The 19,631-nt window shown below is 50.7% G+C and carries 14 protein-coding genes; 3 read left to right on the top strand and 11 right to left on the bottom strand.

What is annotated here, in order from left to right; translation table 11 throughout:
- Nucleotides 1–302: 302 nt before the first annotated feature.
- The 7 genes from Q0482_RS00565 to Q0482_RS00595 form a co-directional block, all read right to left on the bottom strand.
- Entirely contained in the window at nt 303–1,073 is a 771-nt protein-coding gene (locus tag Q0482_RS00565; RefSeq protein ID WP_299142093.1) for a TatD family hydrolase, read from the bottom strand.
- Nucleotides 1,073–3,013: a methionine--tRNA ligase gene (gene metG / locus Q0482_RS00570; protein ID WP_299142095.1), complete on the bottom strand. Its 1,941-nt coding sequence runs from the start codon at nt 3,011–3,013 to the stop codon at nt 1,073–1,075. Before metG ends, Q0482_RS00565 begins: the two co-directional genes overlap by 1 nt.
- Nucleotides 3,014–3,121: 108 nt before the next feature.
- Nucleotides 3,122–3,961, bottom strand: coding sequence for a 16S rRNA (cytidine(1402)-2'-O)-methyltransferase (gene rsmI / locus Q0482_RS00575; RefSeq protein ID WP_299142098.1), 840 nt, complete (start codon nt 3,959–3,961; stop codon nt 3,122–3,124).
- Nucleotides 3,958–4,704 carry a methyltransferase gene (locus Q0482_RS00580; RefSeq protein ID WP_296982128.1) on the bottom strand — a complete coding sequence of 249 codons (747 nt, stop codon included), beginning with the start codon at nt 4,702–4,704 and terminating at the stop codon, nt 3,958–3,960. Before Q0482_RS00580 ends, rsmI begins: the two co-directional genes overlap by 4 nt.
- Nucleotides 4,697–5,536, bottom strand: coding sequence for a stage 0 sporulation family protein (locus Q0482_RS00585; protein WP_299142102.1), 840 nt, complete (start codon nt 5,534–5,536; stop codon nt 4,697–4,699). Before Q0482_RS00585 ends, Q0482_RS00580 begins: the two co-directional genes overlap by 8 nt.
- A complete protein-coding gene (locus tag Q0482_RS00590; RefSeq protein ID WP_299142104.1) occupies nt 5,524–6,549 on the bottom strand; it encodes an AAA family ATPase in 1,026 nt (341 codons plus the stop codon). Before Q0482_RS00590 ends, Q0482_RS00585 begins: the two co-directional genes overlap by 13 nt.
- 123 nt (nt 6,550–6,672) lie before the next feature.
- Nucleotides 6,673–7,812, bottom strand: a complete 1,140-nt coding sequence (locus tag Q0482_RS00595) for an HAD hydrolase-like protein (protein WP_299142107.1) — start codon at nt 7,810–7,812, stop codon at nt 6,673–6,675.
- A gap of 174 nt (nt 7,813–7,986) precedes the next feature.
- Between Q0482_RS00595 and galE the strand changes: the two genes are divergently transcribed.
- Both galE and galU read left to right on the top strand, forming a co-directional pair.
- Entirely contained in the window at nt 7,987–8,976 is a 990-nt protein-coding gene (gene galE, locus Q0482_RS00600; protein WP_299142109.1) for a UDP-glucose 4-epimerase GalE, read from the top strand.
- 427 nt (nt 8,977–9,403) lie between these two features.
- A complete protein-coding gene (gene galU, locus Q0482_RS00605) occupies nt 9,404–10,282 on the top strand; it encodes a UTP--glucose-1-phosphate uridylyltransferase GalU (protein WP_299142111.1) in 879 nt (292 codons plus the stop codon).
- 78 nt (nt 10,283–10,360) lie between these two features.
- On the opposite strand, the gene Q0482_RS00610 is transcribed toward galU, so the two are convergent.
- From Q0482_RS00610 to Q0482_RS00620, 3 genes are all read right to left on the bottom strand, one after another.
- Nucleotides 10,361–12,460 (bottom strand): GGDEF domain-containing protein, encoded by a 2,100-nt coding sequence (locus tag Q0482_RS00610; protein ID WP_299142114.1) that lies wholly within the window; start codon nt 12,458–12,460, stop codon nt 10,361–10,363.
- A gap of 239 nt (nt 12,461–12,699) precedes the next feature.
- Complete coding sequence (locus Q0482_RS00615) at nt 12,700–13,071, bottom strand: P-II family nitrogen regulator (RefSeq protein WP_299142116.1); 372 nt, start codon at nt 13,069–13,071, stop codon at nt 12,700–12,702.
- Between the two features lie 12 nt (nt 13,072–13,083).
- A complete protein-coding gene (locus Q0482_RS00620) occupies nt 13,084–14,391 on the bottom strand; it encodes an ammonium transporter (RefSeq protein ID WP_299142119.1) in 1,308 nt (435 codons plus the stop codon).
- A gap of 810 nt (nt 14,392–15,201) precedes the next feature.
- Between Q0482_RS00620 and Q0482_RS00625 the strand changes: the two genes are divergently transcribed.
- Entirely contained in the window at nt 15,202–16,662 is a 1,461-nt protein-coding gene (locus Q0482_RS00625) for a carbon starvation CstA family protein (protein ID WP_299142121.1), read from the top strand.
- 44 nt (nt 16,663–16,706) lie between these two features.
- Here Q0482_RS00625 and Q0482_RS00630 read toward each other — a convergent pair whose 3' ends face one another.
- Entirely contained in the window at nt 16,707–19,595 is a 2,889-nt protein-coding gene (locus Q0482_RS00630; protein WP_299142124.1) for a UvrD-helicase domain-containing protein, read from the bottom strand.
- Nucleotides 19,596–19,631: the final 36 nt, after the last annotated feature.

Raw genomic sequence — 19,631 nt, forward strand, 5'->3', positions numbered from 1 at the left:
TTTGACGCTACGGTGTTTCTTACCAACAGGAAACTATTCGCCTATAGTTTCCTATTCGGCTTGACGCTACAGCATTTCTTACCGACAGGAAACTATTCGCCTATAGTTTCCTATTCGGTTTGACGCTACGGTGTTTCTTACCAACAGGAAACTATTCGCCTATAGTTTCCTATCCGACATGACGCTATGGCATTTCTTACCGACAGGAAACTGTTTGCCAAAAGTTTCCTATCCGGCTTGGCACTGCTGCTGTCCATACCCACAGGAAACAAAAAACCGACGGACAAAGCCGTCGGTTTTTCCTATTCTTTTATCCCATACACATGCATACCATTTTTTCCTGTTTCTTCTATGACTTTTTCCACCGTAAGCCCCTTCAGCCTGGCAATTTCTTCTGCCACATAAATGACATTGGCCGGCTCGTTCCGCTTTCCCCTGTTGGGAGGAGGCGTCAGATAGGGGCTGTCCGTTTCAATAAGAAGATACTCCAGAGGAATGTTCCTGGCCGCTTCTTTCAGACGGCGGCTGTTTGGAAAAACAAGGGGACCTGCAAAGGAAATATAGAAACCCAGTTTTATCAGTTCCTTTGCCATTTCAAAGCTGCCGGAGAAGCAGTGCATAATGCCTCTCATATGGCTGCTTTTGTGCTCTTTCAGAATGGCAAGCGTATCTCCGTGGGCTTCCCTGTCATGGATAAGGAAGGGCAGGTCCAGGTCTTTGGCCAGTTCTATCTGTCTTCCAAACCAAACCTTCTGGGTGTCCTTATCGGAATAGAAGAAATGATAGTCAAGCCCGATTTCTCCGATGGCCTTCACCTTGGAGGAGCTTGCCAGGTCTCCGATTTTCTGCAGGATTTCTTCTGTGCCATTCTTTGTTTCGTGGGGATGAATGCCCACGGCCGCAAAGACCGGTGCATAGCTTTCTGCCAGATGAACTGCCTTCAGGCTGGTTTCATAGTTTTCCGAAGGAATCACCACATAGTCCAGAGCCTTTAAGGTGCGGGCCATGACTTCCTCCCGGTCCCTGTCAAAGGCTTTGTCATAGAGGTGGGCATGGGTGTCGAAGGGTTTCATTATTTAACCTTGCTGCCGGCAGGCATATCCACGAAGGGAACCTTCAGTTCTCCATCCTTGGACGCTGCCAGAATCATGCCCTGGGATTCAATACCCATGAGCTTGGCGGGCTTCAGGTTGGAAACAAAAATCACATGTTTGCCGATCAGGTCTTCCGGCTGGTAGTATTCGGAAATGCCGCTTACCACCGTTCTTTCATCGCCGTCTCCAAGGCTCACGGTCATCTTAATGAGCTTTTTGGATTTCTTTACCTTTTCTGCCGTCAGGATTTCTGCTACCCGAAGGTCGGTCTTGAAGAAATCATCAATGGAAATGGAATCTTCCTTCTCTTCTTTGACTTCCTTCTTTGCCTTCTGTTCCTTCTTTTCCACCTTCGGCGCTTCTTCCTCTTCGATTTCAATACGCGGGAAAATGGGGTCGCCTTTATGGGTCATGGTGCCGTCAGGAATGCCGCCCCATACCAGGTCCTTGTAGCAGGCATCCTTGAAATCGGCAAGGCCCAGCTGGTTCCAGATCTTCTCAGCGGCAATCGGAATCACCGGTTCAGAGAGAAGAGATACGAAGCGAAGACCTTCACAGAGATGGTACAGCACTGCATCCAGCAGATCTTTCTTAGCCGGATCCTTTCCCAGTGACCAGGGCATGGTCACGTCGATGTACTTGTTCAGGGAGCGGATATAGGTCCACACTGATTTGATGGCATCATTAATCTTCCAGTTGTCCATGCCCTTTCTGAAAGCAGCCAGTGTCTCCGCTCCATGTTCTTCCACTTCTTTAGAAGCCTTGGCAATGACCGGGTCGGAGGACGCATCGCCCTTATGAAGGACGCCGCCATTGTATTTATTCACCATGGACAGGGTTCTGTAGAGCAGGTTGCCCAGGTCGTTGGACAGGTCGGAATTAATACGGGTGATGAGGCGGTCACGGCTGAAATTGCCGTCCTGTCCCAGCTGGATATCATTCAGGAGATAGTAACGGATGGCATCGGAGCCGAATTCGCGAAGCAGCGGAATGGGGTCAATCACATTGCCCTTGGACTTGGACATCTTTTCGCCGTCCACAATGAGCCAGCCATGTCCATAAACCTTCTTCGGCAGTTCGATGCCAAGGCTCATGAGCATGATGGGCCAGATAATGGTATGGAAACGGACGATTTCCTTCCCTACCAGATGAACATCAGCCGGCCAGAATTTCTTGAATTTTTCAGGGTTGTCCACAATGCCGGCGGCAGTGAGGTAGTTCACCAGGGCGTCAAACCATACATACACCACATGCTTGGGGTCAAAGGGAACGGGAATGCCCCAGCTGAAGCTGGTACGGGACACACAGAGATCCTCCAGTCCGCTCTTGACGAACTGGATCATTTCATTTCTGCGGGATTCAGGCTGGATGAAATCGGGGTGTTCTTCAATATATTTCATCCACTGATCCGCATACTTGGACATTTTAAAGAAATAGGCATCCTCACTTACCCGCTGCAGAGGACGGCCGCAGTCCGGGCAGATATGGTCCGGGGTAAGCTTGTTCTCCGGCCAGAAGGTTTCGTCAGGAATGCAGTACCAGCCTTCATACTTGCCAAGGTAGATATCTCCCTTGTCATAGGCCCGCTGGAAAAGCATCTGTACCACTTTCTTATGTCTTTCTTCCGTAGTCCGGATGAAATCATCGTTGGAAATATTCAGTTCCTTCCAGAGCTGCTTGAAAAGGGCCACAATGCCGTCCACATACTGAATCGGTGTGACGCCTGCTTCTTCTGCCTTCTGCTCGATCTTCTGTCCGTGTTCATCGCTGCCGGTAAGGAAGAAGACATCATAGCCGTCCAGTCTTTTGAAACGGGCCATGCAGTCTGCAATGGACGTACAGTAAGTATGTCCGATATGGAGCTTGGCGCTGGGATAATAAATAGGCGTGGTAATATAGTACGCTGGTTTTTCACTCATAAAAAAGGCCTCCTGCATTGTATTGGTAAAAAGAAAGTCCATTTCTTCTTGTCTGCAATGTTATTATTATAACTCTATATAAAAGGATATACAAATAGGCTGATTTCTTTATTTCTTTAGGAGGAACTGGTACACTTCCCGCCGGGACAGGTTATACTTTCCTGCCGCCTGACGGGCTGCTTCCTTCAGGGGAAGTGTTTCTGCCAGTTTCAATGCTTCTTCCTGCCATGTAGTTTCTTCGCCTGTTTCCTCTTCCATGGCTTCATTCCACCCTTCCACCAGGATTACATATTCGCCCCGGGGATCTTCTTCGTCCATGTGTGAACGCAGGGAAGAAAGAGTGCCTCTTTCAAAGGTTTCAAATTTCTTGGTGAGCTCTCTGGCAGTGACTGCTTTCCTGTCTCCCAGAAATTTAATGAGGGTATCCATGGTTTCTTTAATGCGATGAGGCGCTTCGTAGAAAATCAGGGTCACCGGCATATGACTCATATCCTGAAGCAGTTTTTTCCGTTTCGCCGTGATTTTGGGAAGGAAGCCGATAAAAGCAAACTGCCGGGCATCCAGGCCGGAGGCAATAAGCGCCGTAAGGGCTGCATTGGGCCCGGGAAGGGGCACCACAGGAACAGCGGCTTCAATGGCAAGCCGTACCAGATCGGCACCGGGATCGGAAATCACAGGCATGCCTGCATCGCTTACCTGGGCCACCGATTTTCCTTCCTGCAGATAAGAAATGATTTTGGGCCCTGCTTCCTTTTTATTATGTTCATGGTAGGACACCACATGGCCTGCAATGCCCAGATGATCCAGCAGGATGCGGGTATGGCGGGTATCTTCACAGGCAATGATATCTGCCTCCTTCAGCACTTCCACCGCTCTTTCCGTAATGTCCGCCAGATTTCCGATAGGGGTAGGTACCAGGTAAAGGGTACCCGGTTTGACTTCGTTCATGGATTCTCCTTCCCGTATATGTCAAGAATTTCCTTTGTATAGCTTCCGTCGCTGTTATGAATAAGGAGGGGCGGTTCCACTGCCATTTCCGCATGTCCCCCGTATTTCCATTCCAGGAGCACCCGCACCGCATTGTGGCCCTTTCTTGCGTAAATAAATCGCATCCTTTTGGGTTCCATGCCGTATTTTCGTCCCAAAGCAATGAGGTCCGCCGTGCGGTCAGCCCTATGTACCATGGCCAGCCGCCCGCCGTATTTCAAAAGGTAGCGGCTTGTTTTGAATACTTCTTCCAATGTGGCATGAAGTTCATAGCTGGCGCCGGCTACGCCCTGGTTCTCGCTCATTTTCCCGCTGCCCACTTCCCTGTAGGGCGGATTGACCACCACAAGAGAAAAAGAGCCGGAGGGGAAATATGCATTCACCTTCCGGTAATCGCAGGGAACTACATGAATCACCGATTCTTTCCCGTTGCCCTTCACATTTCTGGCAGCCAGGTCCGCCATGACAGGATTCACTTCCAGGGCCGTAATGTCTCTTCCTCCCAAGGCGGACATGAGGAGGGCAATCACACCGGTGCCGGTGCCCAGGTCGCAGATTTTGTCCTTTGCTTTGATGGCAGGGTAATGGGCCAGCAGCACCGAATCAATGGAAAAGCAGAACTGGTCCGGCCGCTGGATGAGCTTCATGCCATCCCGCACCAGATCGTCCAGCCTTTCCCCTTCCTTCAATTTCCAATCAGTCATTTTCTTCCTGCTCCACAGCATCCCAGGGCAGAATTTTCGTCTTCTGCCCTTCCAGCTGTATCTTTACCGTATGTTTCTGGCTGTTTACATAGAGCACCTGTCCGCTGCCCTCATCGGTAATGACCTTCATGCCCACCCGGAACCTGGGGCCCCGGTTCTGGGACATGCAGCATCTTTTCCTCTTGCTGTTTTCCCCTTCGTACTGATCATTTTCATAGCGAAGGCAGCACATAAGCCTGCCGCAGACGCCGGAAATCTTGGTCGGATTCAGGGACAGGCCCTGGTTCTTTGCCATTTTGATGGATACCGGCGCAAAATCTCCCAGGAAGGTAGCGCAGCAGAGGGGCCTGCCGCAGGAGCCGATGCCGGAAACCTGTTTTGCTTCGTCTCTTACCCCCACCTGCCTCAGCTCTATGCGGGTATGGAAAACAGAGGCCAGCTCCTTGACCAGCTCCCGGAAATCCACCCTGCCGTCGGAGGTGAAGAAGAAGACGATTTTATTTCTATCAAAGGTATATTCCGCCCGGAGAAGCTTCATAGGTACTTTGAATTTTTCAATTTTCTTCAGACAGATGTCAAAAGCCGATTTTTCTCTTTCCTTATTCCGCTCCAGCTGGGCCATGTCCTTCATGGTAGCCTTACGGATAGCCGGTTTTAAAGGTGCATCCTCATCAATCACCGGATTTTTCGGCATAATCACCACATTGCCGTATTCCAGCCCCCGGGATGTTTCTACAATCACTCCGTCATCCAGATGGATGTCCAAATGATTGGAGTCAAAATAATAAATTTTACCTGCCGGCTTAAAACGGACACCAATTACCTGATCCATTCCTTTTCGCCTTTCTGTATATGTTCAAATGTAATAAGAATCATATCCCAAATATTCTTCGTATTGATATATCTGGCCACCGCTGTTTCCGCCATTTTCAGCGCCAGCAGGGCCTCTTCCCCCTTCCATCCTTTCCAAGAGGGAGCAAGCCTGCTTTCTCTTTCCGCCACGGAAACGCAGCGCAGGGCCTCTCGGTTTCCTGTTTCCGAAAGAATCAGGATATCCCTGCCTACCAGAAGAATCCATCGAAGCATTTTCAGGAAATCCTTCCGTTCCTTGAACTGCACGCCGCTCAAAGAGGCAAAGGGCATACTGCTTTCCGTCACCGTTTCCCAGAATTCCATGGCACTGTCCGGCTGGGCATTTCCTTCCTCGTCGCACACTTCCAGAGTAATCCCCGGGTTTCCTTCAGACAGCTGGAAAAGGATTTTCTCATCCATGCCCTTCGGGTAATGAATGTCCTTTCTGGACCGGATGAAGGAAAAGTAGTCCTCTGCCGCCAGAGGCAGGAATCCGAACCTCTCTCCCCGTGAAATAATGGTGGGAAGCAGGGCATCCAGATCGTGGGTAATAAGGATGAAATGGATATTCCCTTCCGGCTCCTCCAGTGTCTTTAAAAGGGCATTGGCCACCGGATCCATCATGGTCTGGGCTTCATCGATAATGCACACATGAGGTTTCTCGTCAAAGGACGCCATGGCCTCCAGGAATGTACGAAACTGCTCGATTTTAAGTTCCATGCCCAGGGGCCGGAGATACCATACCTGGTCATCGGCCAGGGTAATCACAGCCATCTTTTTCTTATCCTCTTCCGAAAGTTCCAAGAGCTCCCTGAACAGTTTGTCCTCCATGCCTGTCAGAAGACCGGCCAGATCGAAGGCAGCGGTTGTTTTTCCAAGGCCCTCATCTCCATAAAAAATCATGGTATGAGGAAGCCTGTTTTCATCATACAGCCTTTTCAGTTCTTTCTTTACTTTTCCCTGGCCGTACACATGGGGAAAAAAGCCAGCCATACATGCCTCCTTCAGTCTGCCTGAAAAAGCGGCAGAACTCATGAATATTTTACCATGACTTCCGACAGACTGCAAAAAGACGGCCTGCAGAGATATAATAAAAATTCGCCGGCGCAGATAGGATTATCTGCCCAAAATCACTTTCTCAATGTCCGTAATCCGGTCCACAAAGGGCACCTTTTCTCTTTCAAACATAGGCGCTGCCCCTTTGCCTTCCAGTCCGGTGAGAATACCGATGAACCTCGTTCCCGCCCGCCGGCTTCCCAGCACATCGGAGTAGGAATCGCCGCACACATAGATTTCGTCATCGGGAAGAGGCTTCATGGCTTCCTTCAGATAGGCTTCATAATTTTCTTTTTTTCTCCCGTAAACAGCACAGCTGAAAATGAAAGGCTGCGGTTTATCGGGCACAGGGCAGTGGAACATTTCCGAAGCTTCCACTGCATCGGAGGCAGTCGCCAGGTAAAGGGGATCGAATTCTTCATACCAGTGGAAAATCTTAAAGGGAATTTCCATTTCCTCCCGGGCCCTGCCGGTGGCCACGGCAATATCAAAGCCCCTTTCCTTAAGACGGATGAAAAGGGAGCGGATAGCTTCCGCCGGTGCCAGAGGCACTTCCCTTGAAAGGAATCCCTCTTTCCCGCCGCTGTAGGGCACGTGATGGAGAAGGGAAATAAAGGTGTCATCCCCCAGATACCAGGCCTGGAAAGCTTCCGTATGGATGGTCCAGAAGGGAGAACGGAGCAGTGCCCAGTCCATGCTGCTGCCGAAATCAGAAGCCATCCCATGGGCCAGATGGGTAATCACATCTTCCCCTTCCAGCCCTTCCGGAAGACTTTCTTCCCATTTCTGCAGTATCTCTTCTGCTTTCGGAACAGGAAGTCCCATGAGAAGAAGGCCTGCTTCCTTCATATCCGAAGGTTTTTCAAAAGCAAGGGACACCTTCTCCCCGCCGGAACGCTTTTCATAAGTTTTCGCCATAATCCACAGCGCCGTAATGAGCCAGCAGTGCACCATGTCCCAGTTGGAATTGATGCCCCGGGCCTTCAGGAAGGCCAGCAGGCTGTCATTCCCCCACACCCGGCTGCGGCAGGAAGCAATCTGCCCCTCGGTTACATGACGGGCATCAAAATCCTCGCCTTCCAGGGGAAGACCCATATAATCCTTGCTGTATAAAATTTCCCACACCGTAAGGGCAGACACATCAAAATACCGCTCCTCCGACAGGAGTACTCCATCCACATCAAAAATGACCTTTTTCATTTTCTTCCTCCGTTCTTCACCATCACCGGTTTTATCCATTTTATCATATTTACAGCAGGCCCACTGATAAAATCACCTGCCGCTCTCTTCTTTCTACTATCTACCATCTATCGTCTAACTTCTATCGTCCCTTTATGATATACTTATATTAATTCACAATACAGGAGGCTAGCCATGAATATTTTAGTTACCGGCGGCGCCGGATACATCGGATCTCATACCGTACGAACCCTTCTGTCATCCGGTGATTTCAGGCCCGTTGTTTTTGATAACCTGGCCACCGGCCATGCAGAATCGGTACCGGAAAACGTTCCTTTGATTAAAGGCGATATCCACGACATTGATTTCGTGGCAGATACGCTGAAGGAATATGATATTAAAGGGGTGATTCACTTTGCCGCCTACTCCCTGGTAGGCGAATCCATGGTGGATCCTGCCAAGTACTACATCAATAATGTGGAAGGCACCCTCAATCTTCTTCTGGGCATGAAGAAGGCAGGGGTAGATAAGATCGTCTTCTCCTCCACCGCCGCCGTTTACGGCGAACCGGAAAAGACGCCGATTGAGGAAGATTTCCCCCACAACCCCACCAATGTATACGGCCGCACCAAGCTGGTGATTGAAAACATGATGCACGATTTCACCAGCGCCTACGGCCTTCACTATGTGGCCCTCCGCTACTTCAACGCCGCCGGCGCCGCCCTTGACGGCTCGATCGGTGAAGATCACAATCCGGAATCCCACCTGATTCCCCTGATTCTGAAAACCGCCCAGGGCGTACGGGACCACATCGCCATTTACGGCACCGACTACCCCACCCCCGATGGCACCTGCATCCGGGACTACATCCATGTCCTTGACCTGGCCGATGCCCATGTACTGGCCATGAAATACCTCATGGACGGCGGAAACAGCACCTATTTCAATCTGGGCAGCGAAAAGGGATTCAGCGTACGGGAAATCATTGAAACGGCGAAAAAAGTGACCGGCATTGATTTCAAAGTGACGGAAGAAGCCCGCCGCGCCGGAGACCCTGCGGTTCTCATCGCCTCTTCCAAAAAATGCAGGGAAACGCTGGGATGGCACCCTGTTCATTCCAACACCGAAGAAATCATTGCCTCCGCATGGAAATGGCATAAAGAGCATCCCTACGGATATAAATGACAGCGCCTTTGGCGCTGAGGTTGACGGCCCTGACGGGCCGAAGGTTCTTAAGGTTCTAAAGTTTGACAGCGGCTCCGCCGCTGAGGGTTGTGGTATCGCCCGGCGGGCGATGATTATAAAGTCACGGCTGCCCGCCTGCTTCTGCAGGCGGTGGGACAACAACCCTCGCGCCACAAGCGCGTCAACCTTAAGAACCATCGGGCCCGAAAAGCCTGTCAATCTAGGGAAGCACTGATTCATTCATAGAGTCTGCTTTCATAAGAATTTGTATGCACTGCTTTGTCATGGGACTCCTTAAATAGCTGGCTATTCGCGTCGTTCCATTCCTCGCATTGCATAAAAATTCAAGAATAAAAGCAGACAGTGACTTAATCGGCGCTTCCCTAAAACCTTTTCAAAACATACATAACAGACAAAGGAGATACATATGCAGAAAATCAGAAAAGCTGTCATTCCGGCAGCAGGCTTCGGCACCCGTTTCCTTCCGGAAACGAAGGCCATGCCCAAGGAAATGCTTCCTATCGTCGATAAGCCTACCATTCAGTACATTGTAGAAGAAATCAAAGCCAGCGGCATTGACCAGATCCTTATCATTTCCGGCCATGCCAAACGGGCCATTGAGGATCATTTCGATTCTTCTCCGGAGCTGGAGCAGCACCTTTATGAATCGGGAAAGATGGATCTTCTTCGTGAAGTACGGAAGGTGGCTTCCGTCAAAATCCACTACACCCGCCAGCAGTACATGAGAGGCCTGGGGGATGCCATCCTCTGCGCCAAAGATTTCATTGACGGCGAACCCTTCGGCGTCATTCTGGGGGACGATGTGGTATACAATGCCAACGGAGAACCGGCCCTCCGCCAGCTTATGGACCAGTACGAAAAAACCGGCGGCACCGTCATCGGCTGCCAGGTCGTAAAACCGGAACAGGTTTCCTCCTACGGCATCGTGGACGGTGTGAAAACCGATGACCCGAACCTTCTCAAGGTTAAGGATATGATTGAAAAGCCTTCTGTGGAAGAAGCGCCCAGCCGTTTTGCCGCTCTGGGACGCTATGTCATTACTCCTGAAGTATTCGACGTGCTGGAACAGACAAAGCCCGGCAAGGGCGGAGAAATCCAGCTCACCGACGCCCTCCGCGTCATGGCCCACAACGGCAGTGTATATGCCTATAATTTCACCGGCAAGCGGTATGACACAGGAAACAAACTGGGCTACCTGAAAGCCACCGTAGAGTTTGCCCTCCGCCGTCCGGATCTGGGTCCCCAGTTCCGGCAGTACTTAAGAGACCTGCTGGAAAAGGAATAAATCCCCGGCAATGCATAATGAACAAAAGACCGATACCTGTCATGAGGTATCGGTCTTTTAATTGAAAAATCAGGGAATTTATCTTCTCCTGCGGTCTATTCCCCTTTCCTGATAATAGCGGGCCTTGTCATCATACATGCGGTTATCCGCCCTTCGGATCAACTCAAAGACAGAGGCACCAGGAAATTCTTCCCGGCTCGCATGGCCCAGGGACACAGCAAGGAAGCTGTTCTTTTTTTCCTTCCACTTTTTCGTTTCTTCCCGGAAATCCTTTTCCAGCAGGCTGTATACACTGCTGTTCATATACAAAAGCCCTACAAATTCATCGCCTCCCACCCGGTATCCCAGGCAGGTATAGCCTTTGTATGCATCTTTCCTGCAGGTTCTGCGGAAACACCGGCCCACAGCCCGGATCAGTTCGTCCCCCGCTTCATGGCCCCTGGTATCATTGGCTTCTTTGAGTCCATTAATATCCAGTACCACTGTCACCAGGCAGGGCGGCGGATTTTTCTCGATTTCATGCACCTTTTCCTCATAGGCCCGCCGGTTGGGGAGGCCGGTAAGGAGATCCACCCTTGCCAGAACGTCAGCCTCCCTTTTCTGCTTTCCACGGAAGATAATCATGGAAACAAGGAGGGTCAGTACCAGGGTACTCACAAAGATGACCCCGATGACCTTGCCGTAATTCATTTTCACATAGCCCATGAAATCAGGCTTGTACTCCTCGTCCGCATGCTTCAGGAGGGATTCATTGATATGACTGGTTCCCCACAGAGTATGCATACGGCTCAGTACCATGTAAAGAGGATACCGCTCCCGGTTCACCGCCATGGTCAGATCCTCCCGGTGCGGGAGTTCCTGTTCCCTCAGACTTTTATCATTGGTGAGATAAATGGAAATCAGGTAGGGATTCACAATACCCGCATCGGCCTCATCGCGGCGCAGTGCATCAAATACTTCTTCCGGCGTAGCATAATGGATGATTTTGTTATGGGGATAGAAATCCTTCACATATTTTTCTTCTGCAGGAAAACTGTCCGCCACTGCAAATACGGTATTTTCGGAAATCAGCTCTTCCTTCCTGCCCACTTTATACATTTTGACGGAAACCACATCCGGCGTCTGCAGAAGTCCGTCCTTTTCCGCCTCCGACGGCGTATCATACACAGGCATGGCCGCGTCAATCCTGCCAGCCTTCAAGTCTTCATGGAGAGTGTCGTGGGAGGTATATGGGACATAGATAATTTCATTGGTGAGCTGAAAAGCATGGAATCCATAATCCAGAAGGTCTCGGAATGTACCTTTGGCCTTCCCGTCCGGCCCGGTCCAGATAAAGGGAACCATGCGGGCCATGTATCCGATGCGGATAGGGCCATGGGCCTTGAACCAGATTCGGTATTCCGGCGTCAGCATGGCTGCATCCATGTCGTGCTGGAAATATTTCTGCCGAAGGTCTGCCTGGAAAGAAGGCGTATATACATGGATTTTAGCCAGTGCACGGTTCACATCCTGAAGCACATCTTCCCTTCCCGGGGTCACCGCAATAAAGGAATTGCCACTTCCCACAAAAGCCACGGGACTCAGGTTATCGCCAATCTCCTCCCGGGAGGTAAATTCCGCAATGCCGTCTACCTCTCCCCTATGCATGGCGGCAACCCGGGAATCAAAGCTTGGATACTCTACCACCTCAAGTCCCAGATGGTGTTCCTTATCAAAGTTACGGAGCCTTTGGGCAATGGTGGTATTGGCTCCTGCGCCTATCCTTTTCCCCGCTAGAGATTCCAGGGAAGGATAGAGGGATGATTTGTCCGCCGGCACAAAAATATAATAGGTTTCAATACGGAGAGGGAAATCGCTGAACCTGTATACTTCTCCTCTTTCCGGCGTATAGGAAACATTGGCCATCATGTCAATATCTCCTGTTTCCAGCTTCTTCAGCAGATCCGACCAGGAACCGTACACATACTCATAGCGCCAGCGGTTGTAATTGGCAATCATCTGCAGATAATCATAGGTATAGCCGGACTTGGTCACTTCGTCAGGATGATTCAGGAACCGATCCGGTATGGAGTAGCCAAGGCGCACCACCTTTTCCGGAGGAATTTCCGCTCTGCTGTAGGAAGCAGGGAAAAGGCATCCTGTCAGCAGAAAAAGCAGGGCCAAAAGCCGAATCAGCATCAGTCTCACCAGGTATCATCTCTTCTCAAAAATAAGCCTTCCTTATTATATTTTTATTCTATTCTAAATCGGAAAAAATGTAAACAACATCATAGTGTAGAAAAAGTCTGCAGAAAATAAACGGGCAGAGATATTCATTACCATCTGTTTTAAAGTTTATATGCCATTACCTAAGGGGACCATGAAAAAGGACTGTGAAGAAATGATTAACATTTCTCCCAGTCCCTTGGATTGCTCATTTATGCCTTATCATCAATAATGGCTGCACCGCCGCTTTCTCCGGTACGGATTTTGACGGCAGTGGTAAGTTCGGAAACAAAGATTTTCCCGTCTCCCACATGGCCGGTGTTGCAGGTATCGCGAATGGTTTGGATCAGTTTATCAAGCGGCGTTTCATAAATAACGATTTCTATTTTGATTTTAGGAAGCAGATTTACCGAAAGCACGTTGCCCCTGTAAATTTCCTCCTGTCCGTGGGTAAGGCCGCAGCCGTAGACCTCAGTTACCGTAATACCGGTAACGCCGATTTCGTACAGCTTGTCCTTCAGTTCCTCCAGCTTTTCCGGCCGGATTACCGCATCCACCTTGTAAATCTTTTTTTCTGTGTCCATAGGTTTCACCTCTTACAATTTATTATACGCTCTTTCACCATGGTCGATGAGATCAAGGCCCTGGGCTTCTTCAGAAGCAGAGGCCCGGACTTTCATGAAGCAGCCCAGTCCTTTGATAATCAGTGTGGTCATCACCACAGCCACAATCATACCGGTAACGATGCCTGTCACCTGGGGAATCATCTGGGCGGGATTGCCGTAAAGAAGACCGTCGGCACCTGCGTCATTGATGGCTTTGGTACAGAACACGCCGGTCATGAGTGCTCCCCATACACCGCCCATGCCATGGCAGCCGAAGGCATCCAGGGAATCATCGTAGCCGCATTTGATTTTCACGAAGGAAACGAAGAAATAGCAGATCATCGGCGTAGTAAGGCCGATGAAGAAGGCTGCATTGCCGTCTACGAATCCGGCACCCGGAGTAATGCCCACAAGTCCTGTAAGGATGCCTGTCATGAGCCCCAGGGCAGTCATCTTCCTGTGGATGATTTCTTCAATCAGAATCCAAACCAGACCGGCGGTGCAGGAGGCAATTCCCGTATTGGCCAGGGCCTGGGCCATGACATCGTTGGCCGCAAGGCCTGCGCCGGAGTTGAAACCGAACCAGCCCAGCCACAGGAAACTTCCGCCAAGGCACACATAGGGAATATTGTGTGGACGAAGGGAAAGGAGTCCATAGCCCTTCCGCCTGCCGATAAGAATAGCTGCCGTAAGGGCGGAGAAGCCGGAGGTCACATGAATGACCGTGCCGCCGGCAAAGTCAAGGGCTCCCATGTCGCGGATAAAGCCGCCAACGCCCCATACCATATGGCACATGGGATCATATACCAGGGTGCCCCAGAGAAGGATGAAAATACAGTATGCCGGGAAACGGGTGCGCTCCACAATGCCGCCGCTGACAATGGCAGGCGTAAGGATGGCAAAGGCCATCTGGAACATGGCAAAGAGAATATGGGGAATGGTTTCTGAATAGTCCGGATTGGCCGCCATACCTACGCCATGGAAGAAGGCCCAGTCCAGATTTCCGATGATTCCTCCCACATCGGGGCCGAAGGAAAGAGAATAGCCGTAGACGAACCACTGCACCGTGAAAATGGCCAGGCAGACCATGGACATCATAATGGTATTGATCGTATTTTTACGGCGTACCAGACCGCCGTAGAAAAAGGCCAGCGCCGGCGTCATAATCAGCACCAGCAGGGTGGCAATGGCCATGTAGGCCATATCCGCCCCGTTCAATTTACTTCCTTCGTCCGCCGCCATAGCCATTTCCGGAAGAAGACAGGCTGCCGGCAAAGCAGAGAGTGTATATTTCATCATAGTAAAAAGTTCCTTTCTTACACTAAAAAAGCCGCCGGAAATCCATGAAATTCCCATAGCAGCACCATCACCCATTTTTATGAAATTATGCAGAGCAGTTTCCCGGGCTTCTCTGTTTACTTTCCTTTACGATTCTCTGCCATCCTAAGACATAAACCTGCACCTCCAAAATAGAAAGGGCCTGCATACTTATGTACGCAGGCCCTTTTGCCTTCTGTTTTATTATGTTCCCTATTATACACAGGACTCCCATGGAATGCAAGCCATAATGTGATATCGGCATATTTTCCAAATCCGGCATACCTTTTCGCTATATATTTATTCTATATCGCTATTGCTTCTCCATTTATATCAAAATAAGTGTATTCTCTCTCCCCATACTGCCCTGCTAATGCCATAAATCTCCATAATTACAGGTTTTTTGGCCTGCATTTATTCTATGGTTTCATGCTTTTATGTTATGGCGCTTTAAATTTGTATCTTTTCATGTTATAGAGAAGTTTAAGATACGCTTATTTACCTCAATTTGCGCAAAAGTATATCCTATTTCCTCTATTGACGAAATCCTTCTTCCGTTGTATTCTGTTATGCGTACAAAGCAATGAAGCAGAAGCGAATGTCATTGTATATAAGTTTTCCTCATTATGAAGATGGCTTATTACAAATAATCATGATACTTAAAGAGAGGAGATGGATTCCACAGGACAGCTGAGCTTGCTGCATTCGTTCAGGCTTCAACGGATATCGTAATCCAACCATGAAATGTTTCGCATAACCATCTATTTTTACTGAATTTAAGGAGGCATACCCTTGACTACTTTCCTACTTGCCCTGGCTGCCCTCATAGCCGGTTATTTTATTTACGGCGCTATTGTGGATAAGCTTTTCGGACCTACTGACAGAAAAACGCCGGCTCTCATACATGATGACGGCGTAGACTACATACCCCTTCCCACCTGGAAGGTTTTCCTCATCCAGCTCCTGAACATTGCAGGCCTGGGCCCCATCTTCGGCGCTCTGGGCGGTGCTCTCTGGGGCCCCTCCGTATATCTCTGGATTGTGCTGGGCACCATTTTTGCCGGCGGCGTTCATGACTATCTCTCCGGCATGATGTCCATCAGGGAAGACGGCCACAGTATTTCCGAAATCGTAGGCTGCCATATGGGCCACACCATGCTCACCATTATGCGTTTCTTCTCCGTCATCCTTCTGGTGCTGGTAGGAACCGTATTCATGACCGGCCCGGCCATGCTTCTTTCCAAGCTCACCGGCTGGCAGGTACTTCCCTGGCTCCTTATCGTTCTCTTCTACTATTTCCTGGCTACTCTTCTTCCGGTGGACAAGATCATTGCCCGTTTCTACCCCATTTTCGGCATCTGCCTCATTATCATGGCCCTCGGCATTGCCGGCGGCATGCTTATGGGTGTAGGCGGTCATGTAATGCCTGAAATGGTTCTTGCCAACCTGTACCCCGGCGAACACCAGCTGCCTATCTGGCCTCTGATGTTCATCACCGTTGCCTGCGGCGCTATTTCCGGCTTCCATTCCACCCAGTCTCCTATCATGGCCCGCTGCCTGAAGGATGAACGGCTCGGCCGTCCCGTATTCTACGGCGCCATGGTGGCTGAAGGCATTATCTGCCTCATCTGGGCTGCAGCCGGCGTTACCTTCTTCGACGGCACCGGCGGACTGCAGGCTGTACTGAAAGCAGGCGGCCCCGGCGGCGCAGTATACGATATCTGCGTTGGCTACATGGGTACCGGCATCGGTGCAGTCCTTGCCATGCTGGGCGTCATTGCTTGCCCCATTACCTCCGGCGACACTGCATTCCGTGCTGCCCGTCTCACCCTTTCCGACTGGTTCCACATCGACCAGCAGAAGACTGCTAAACGTCTGGCTTTCGCAGTTCCCCTGCTGGCTGTAGGCGGCCTTCTCTCCCAGATCGATTTCAACATCGTATGGCGTTATTTCTCCTGGACCAACCAGACACTGGCTATGATCGTCCTCTGGACCGGCGCCGTATATCTCTATCATCAGTGCGCTAACCGCTATGCATGGCTCATGGCCTGCATTCCTGCCACCTTCATGTCCGTGGTTACCTTTACCTACATTCTGCAGGCCAAGGAAGGACTCCAGATGGATCCCTCCATTACCTATCCTGCAGGCATCCTGTTCGGCGCCATCTGCCTTGCCCTCTTCCTGAAGAAGACTGTCTTTGCAAAGAATGCCGAAAGAGAATGCAACAGTGCCATGGAATCCACTATGGAATAATCCGGTCAAAAAAAATCCCGCTTTCCGGCGGGATTTTTTATTTGTCAGATTTCATCCTTTCTTCTTTCGCAGTAGGCCCTCCACTCACAGAGGTGGCAGCTCTCCGGAAGCTTCCCGTTCACCTTTTTCTTCCTGTGGTTGAAATCCTCAGCCAGAATGCGGCGGGCGGTGCGGTCAAATTCCTTCATCCGCTCCTCCACCTGCTTTCTGCTTCCGCTTACCTCTTCCAAAGGATTTTCTGTTTCACCGGTGAAGTAAAGGAGAAGCCGGCCCACCGGTGCCTGCAGCTTCTTCTCCACCAGGTAGGCATAAATGCGGAGCTGGCTTTCGTATTTCCGGAAAAGATCACCCTTTTTATCGGGCCTGCGGCCGGTTTTGAAATCGATAATGTCCACCTTTCCTCCCCCGCTTTGGAGAAGGTCGATGGTGCCGTTCATGATATAATCGTCCTTTACCAGTTCCAGCGGATACTCCGCTTCCCGGATCATGGACCAGTCTTCCTGCCGATAGGACACATATCCCAGTACTTCCTGGAAGGCCCGTTCCAGCTCCTTTTTGGAAAGCCAGGTATTTTCCGCCTTGGAAAGGGCCTGGTAGTCCGCCATGAGCCAGGCATATACATTGGCCGGCGTCAGTCTTTCCTCATGTCCGCCCAGCACGGTGCGGTGGATGTCTTCTATGGTTTCATGGACCAGGGGGCCGTATAGAAGGGCAAGGCCCCGCACCGGCGCAAAGCGGTACACCCGATTCAGTTTATACTTCATGGGACATTCTTCGTAAAGAGCCGCCTGGGAGGTGAAGGATATGCGGGGCTTGAAGCGGCCCTTTTCAATGGGCCGGAAGTGGAGCTTCGTGAAATCGATTTCCCCACTGTCATACTCCGGAAGACTTTCCAGGGGCTTTTTGAATACCTCCGCCGGAGACTTCCCCTTCTGCACATGGCAGGCCAGGGCCAGTACCGTTTCCGCCCGGGAAAAGGCGGTGTAGTATTTCCTGCGGAAATCAAAATCCCGTATATCCCGGTAGGGCTCATAGGAGGACCTGCCTGTCATTTTTTCCACTACCCGGGAAATAAGGCTGTCTTCGCCCCGGGGCTTTTCGTGGAGAGACGCCACGATGACCACCGGATATTCCAGTCCCTTGGACTGGTGGATATTCAGGAAGGAAACCTGTCCGGAGGGCGCATAGGCTTCTTCATCTTCATATTCCCCCACTCCGTTTTCATACCACAGCCTGAGGTAGGTGGCAAAGAAGGTATACACATCATCCAGCGTTTCCTTGCCGTAGCCGTGGTTCTCCTCAATAAAGCAGTCGAAACGGCTGATGAGGCGGGTAATGGCGGCCAGATTTCTGGCTTCATTGCATTCCCTTTCTGCCGCGTCGTCTATCCACTGCGAAAAGGGGGCAAAGGAGAGGATTTCATAGGTCAGGGGCAGCAGATTTTGAGGCAGCTTCTTTTCCCTTTCTATTTTCCTTTTCATCTGACGAACCCACTGCTTCAAGTCCCCATGCTTTTCCATCATCACCTCCGCCATGGAAAGGAAAAGAGAATATTTCCCGCGAATCCCTTCCGTTTCATCCATTTCCCTGCTTTGGCCCAGTTTTCTACGGATAGCGGAGAAAAGGAAAAGCAGGCAGCCGAAGAACCAGCCCACTTCCTTCCTGTCGAAGAAATGGCCGGAACGGGGCGCATACACCGCAATATGCCTCTGATCCAGGGCATACTGGAGACGGATGGAGGTGTCCCCTTTTACAGAATCAAAAAGAAGCGCCACCTGGTTGTAGTCGGTGATGCAGCCCTTCTTCATGAGCCCTTCGATGAAATCGCACACCCTTTCTTCAAAGCGGCGCTCATTGGCTGACGCTGTAATCCTTACCACCGATGGCACCTTTTCCCTGCCTCCGGCTGCTTCCACCATGCCTTTCCGGTAGCGGTAGAGCTGCCCCATCCTTTCCCAGGAAAACCAGTCCGGCTGGGCCATCCAGCGCATGCAGAAGGACACAATGCCCTGGTTGGAACGATAGTTTGTACGGAGCGTAATCACCCGGCAGTCACTGCCGAAATGGCGCTTGAACTGAAGGATATTGGCCACCGTGGCGCCGCGGAAGCGGTAAATGCTCTGGTCATCATCCCCTACTACGAAAACATTCCTGTTCCTGCCGCCCAGAAGCTGCACCAGCTGCTCCTGGATATAGTTGGTATCCTGGTATTCATCCACCAGAATGTAGCGGATTTTTTCCAGCACCCGGCGCCGGACATTTTCCTTTTCCGAAAGGATGTAATAGGCTTCGGTCTGCAGCTTGGTGAAATCCAGGAAGTTCTTCTTCTGCGCCAGCTTTTCATACCGTATCATCATCCAGCCTAAAACCCTGGTCTTTTCATCGCTGCTCACGGTCATGTCCGCCGGATTCATGAGCTCCTCGGAAAGGCGGTTCACATACTGGCAGATGGTACGGCACCGCCGCCAGGGAGAGAAAAGAATTTCCTCCCCCGCCTTATTGATGTAGGAAAGGGGAACCACCAGACGGAAGTTGGGAATCTTTTCAAATTCTTTCAGATTCTCATACACCATGTACTGCTGTTCAAACTGATCTGTCTCGATGAAATTCCTCTCCAGCCTTGTATATTCCCGAAACTCCTTCAGGAGGCGGCGGCAGATGTGGTGAAAGGTGCCGATGTACATTTCATGAAGATTGATTTCAATGCCCTGTCGGGACAGCTCATTGGTGAGGCGGGTCATGAGCTCCTTGGACGCTTTCACCGTGTAGGTGACAATCATGATCTGCTCCGGCTTCACCTTCCGGTCACGGATGAGATAAAGGACTCTCTCGATAATGGTATAGGTCTTCCCGGTACCGGGGCCTGCAATGACCAGGGTGGGTCCCTCGGAATGAATGGCTTCATACTGGGCAGGATTCTCTATTTTTTCCATAAGAAAGCTCCTTATAAAATAGGGCAGAGTGGGAAA

The organism is uncultured Dialister sp. (assembly GCF_937959425.1).
Taxonomy (GTDB): Bacteria; Bacillota; Negativicutes; order Veillonellales; family Dialisteraceae; genus Dialister.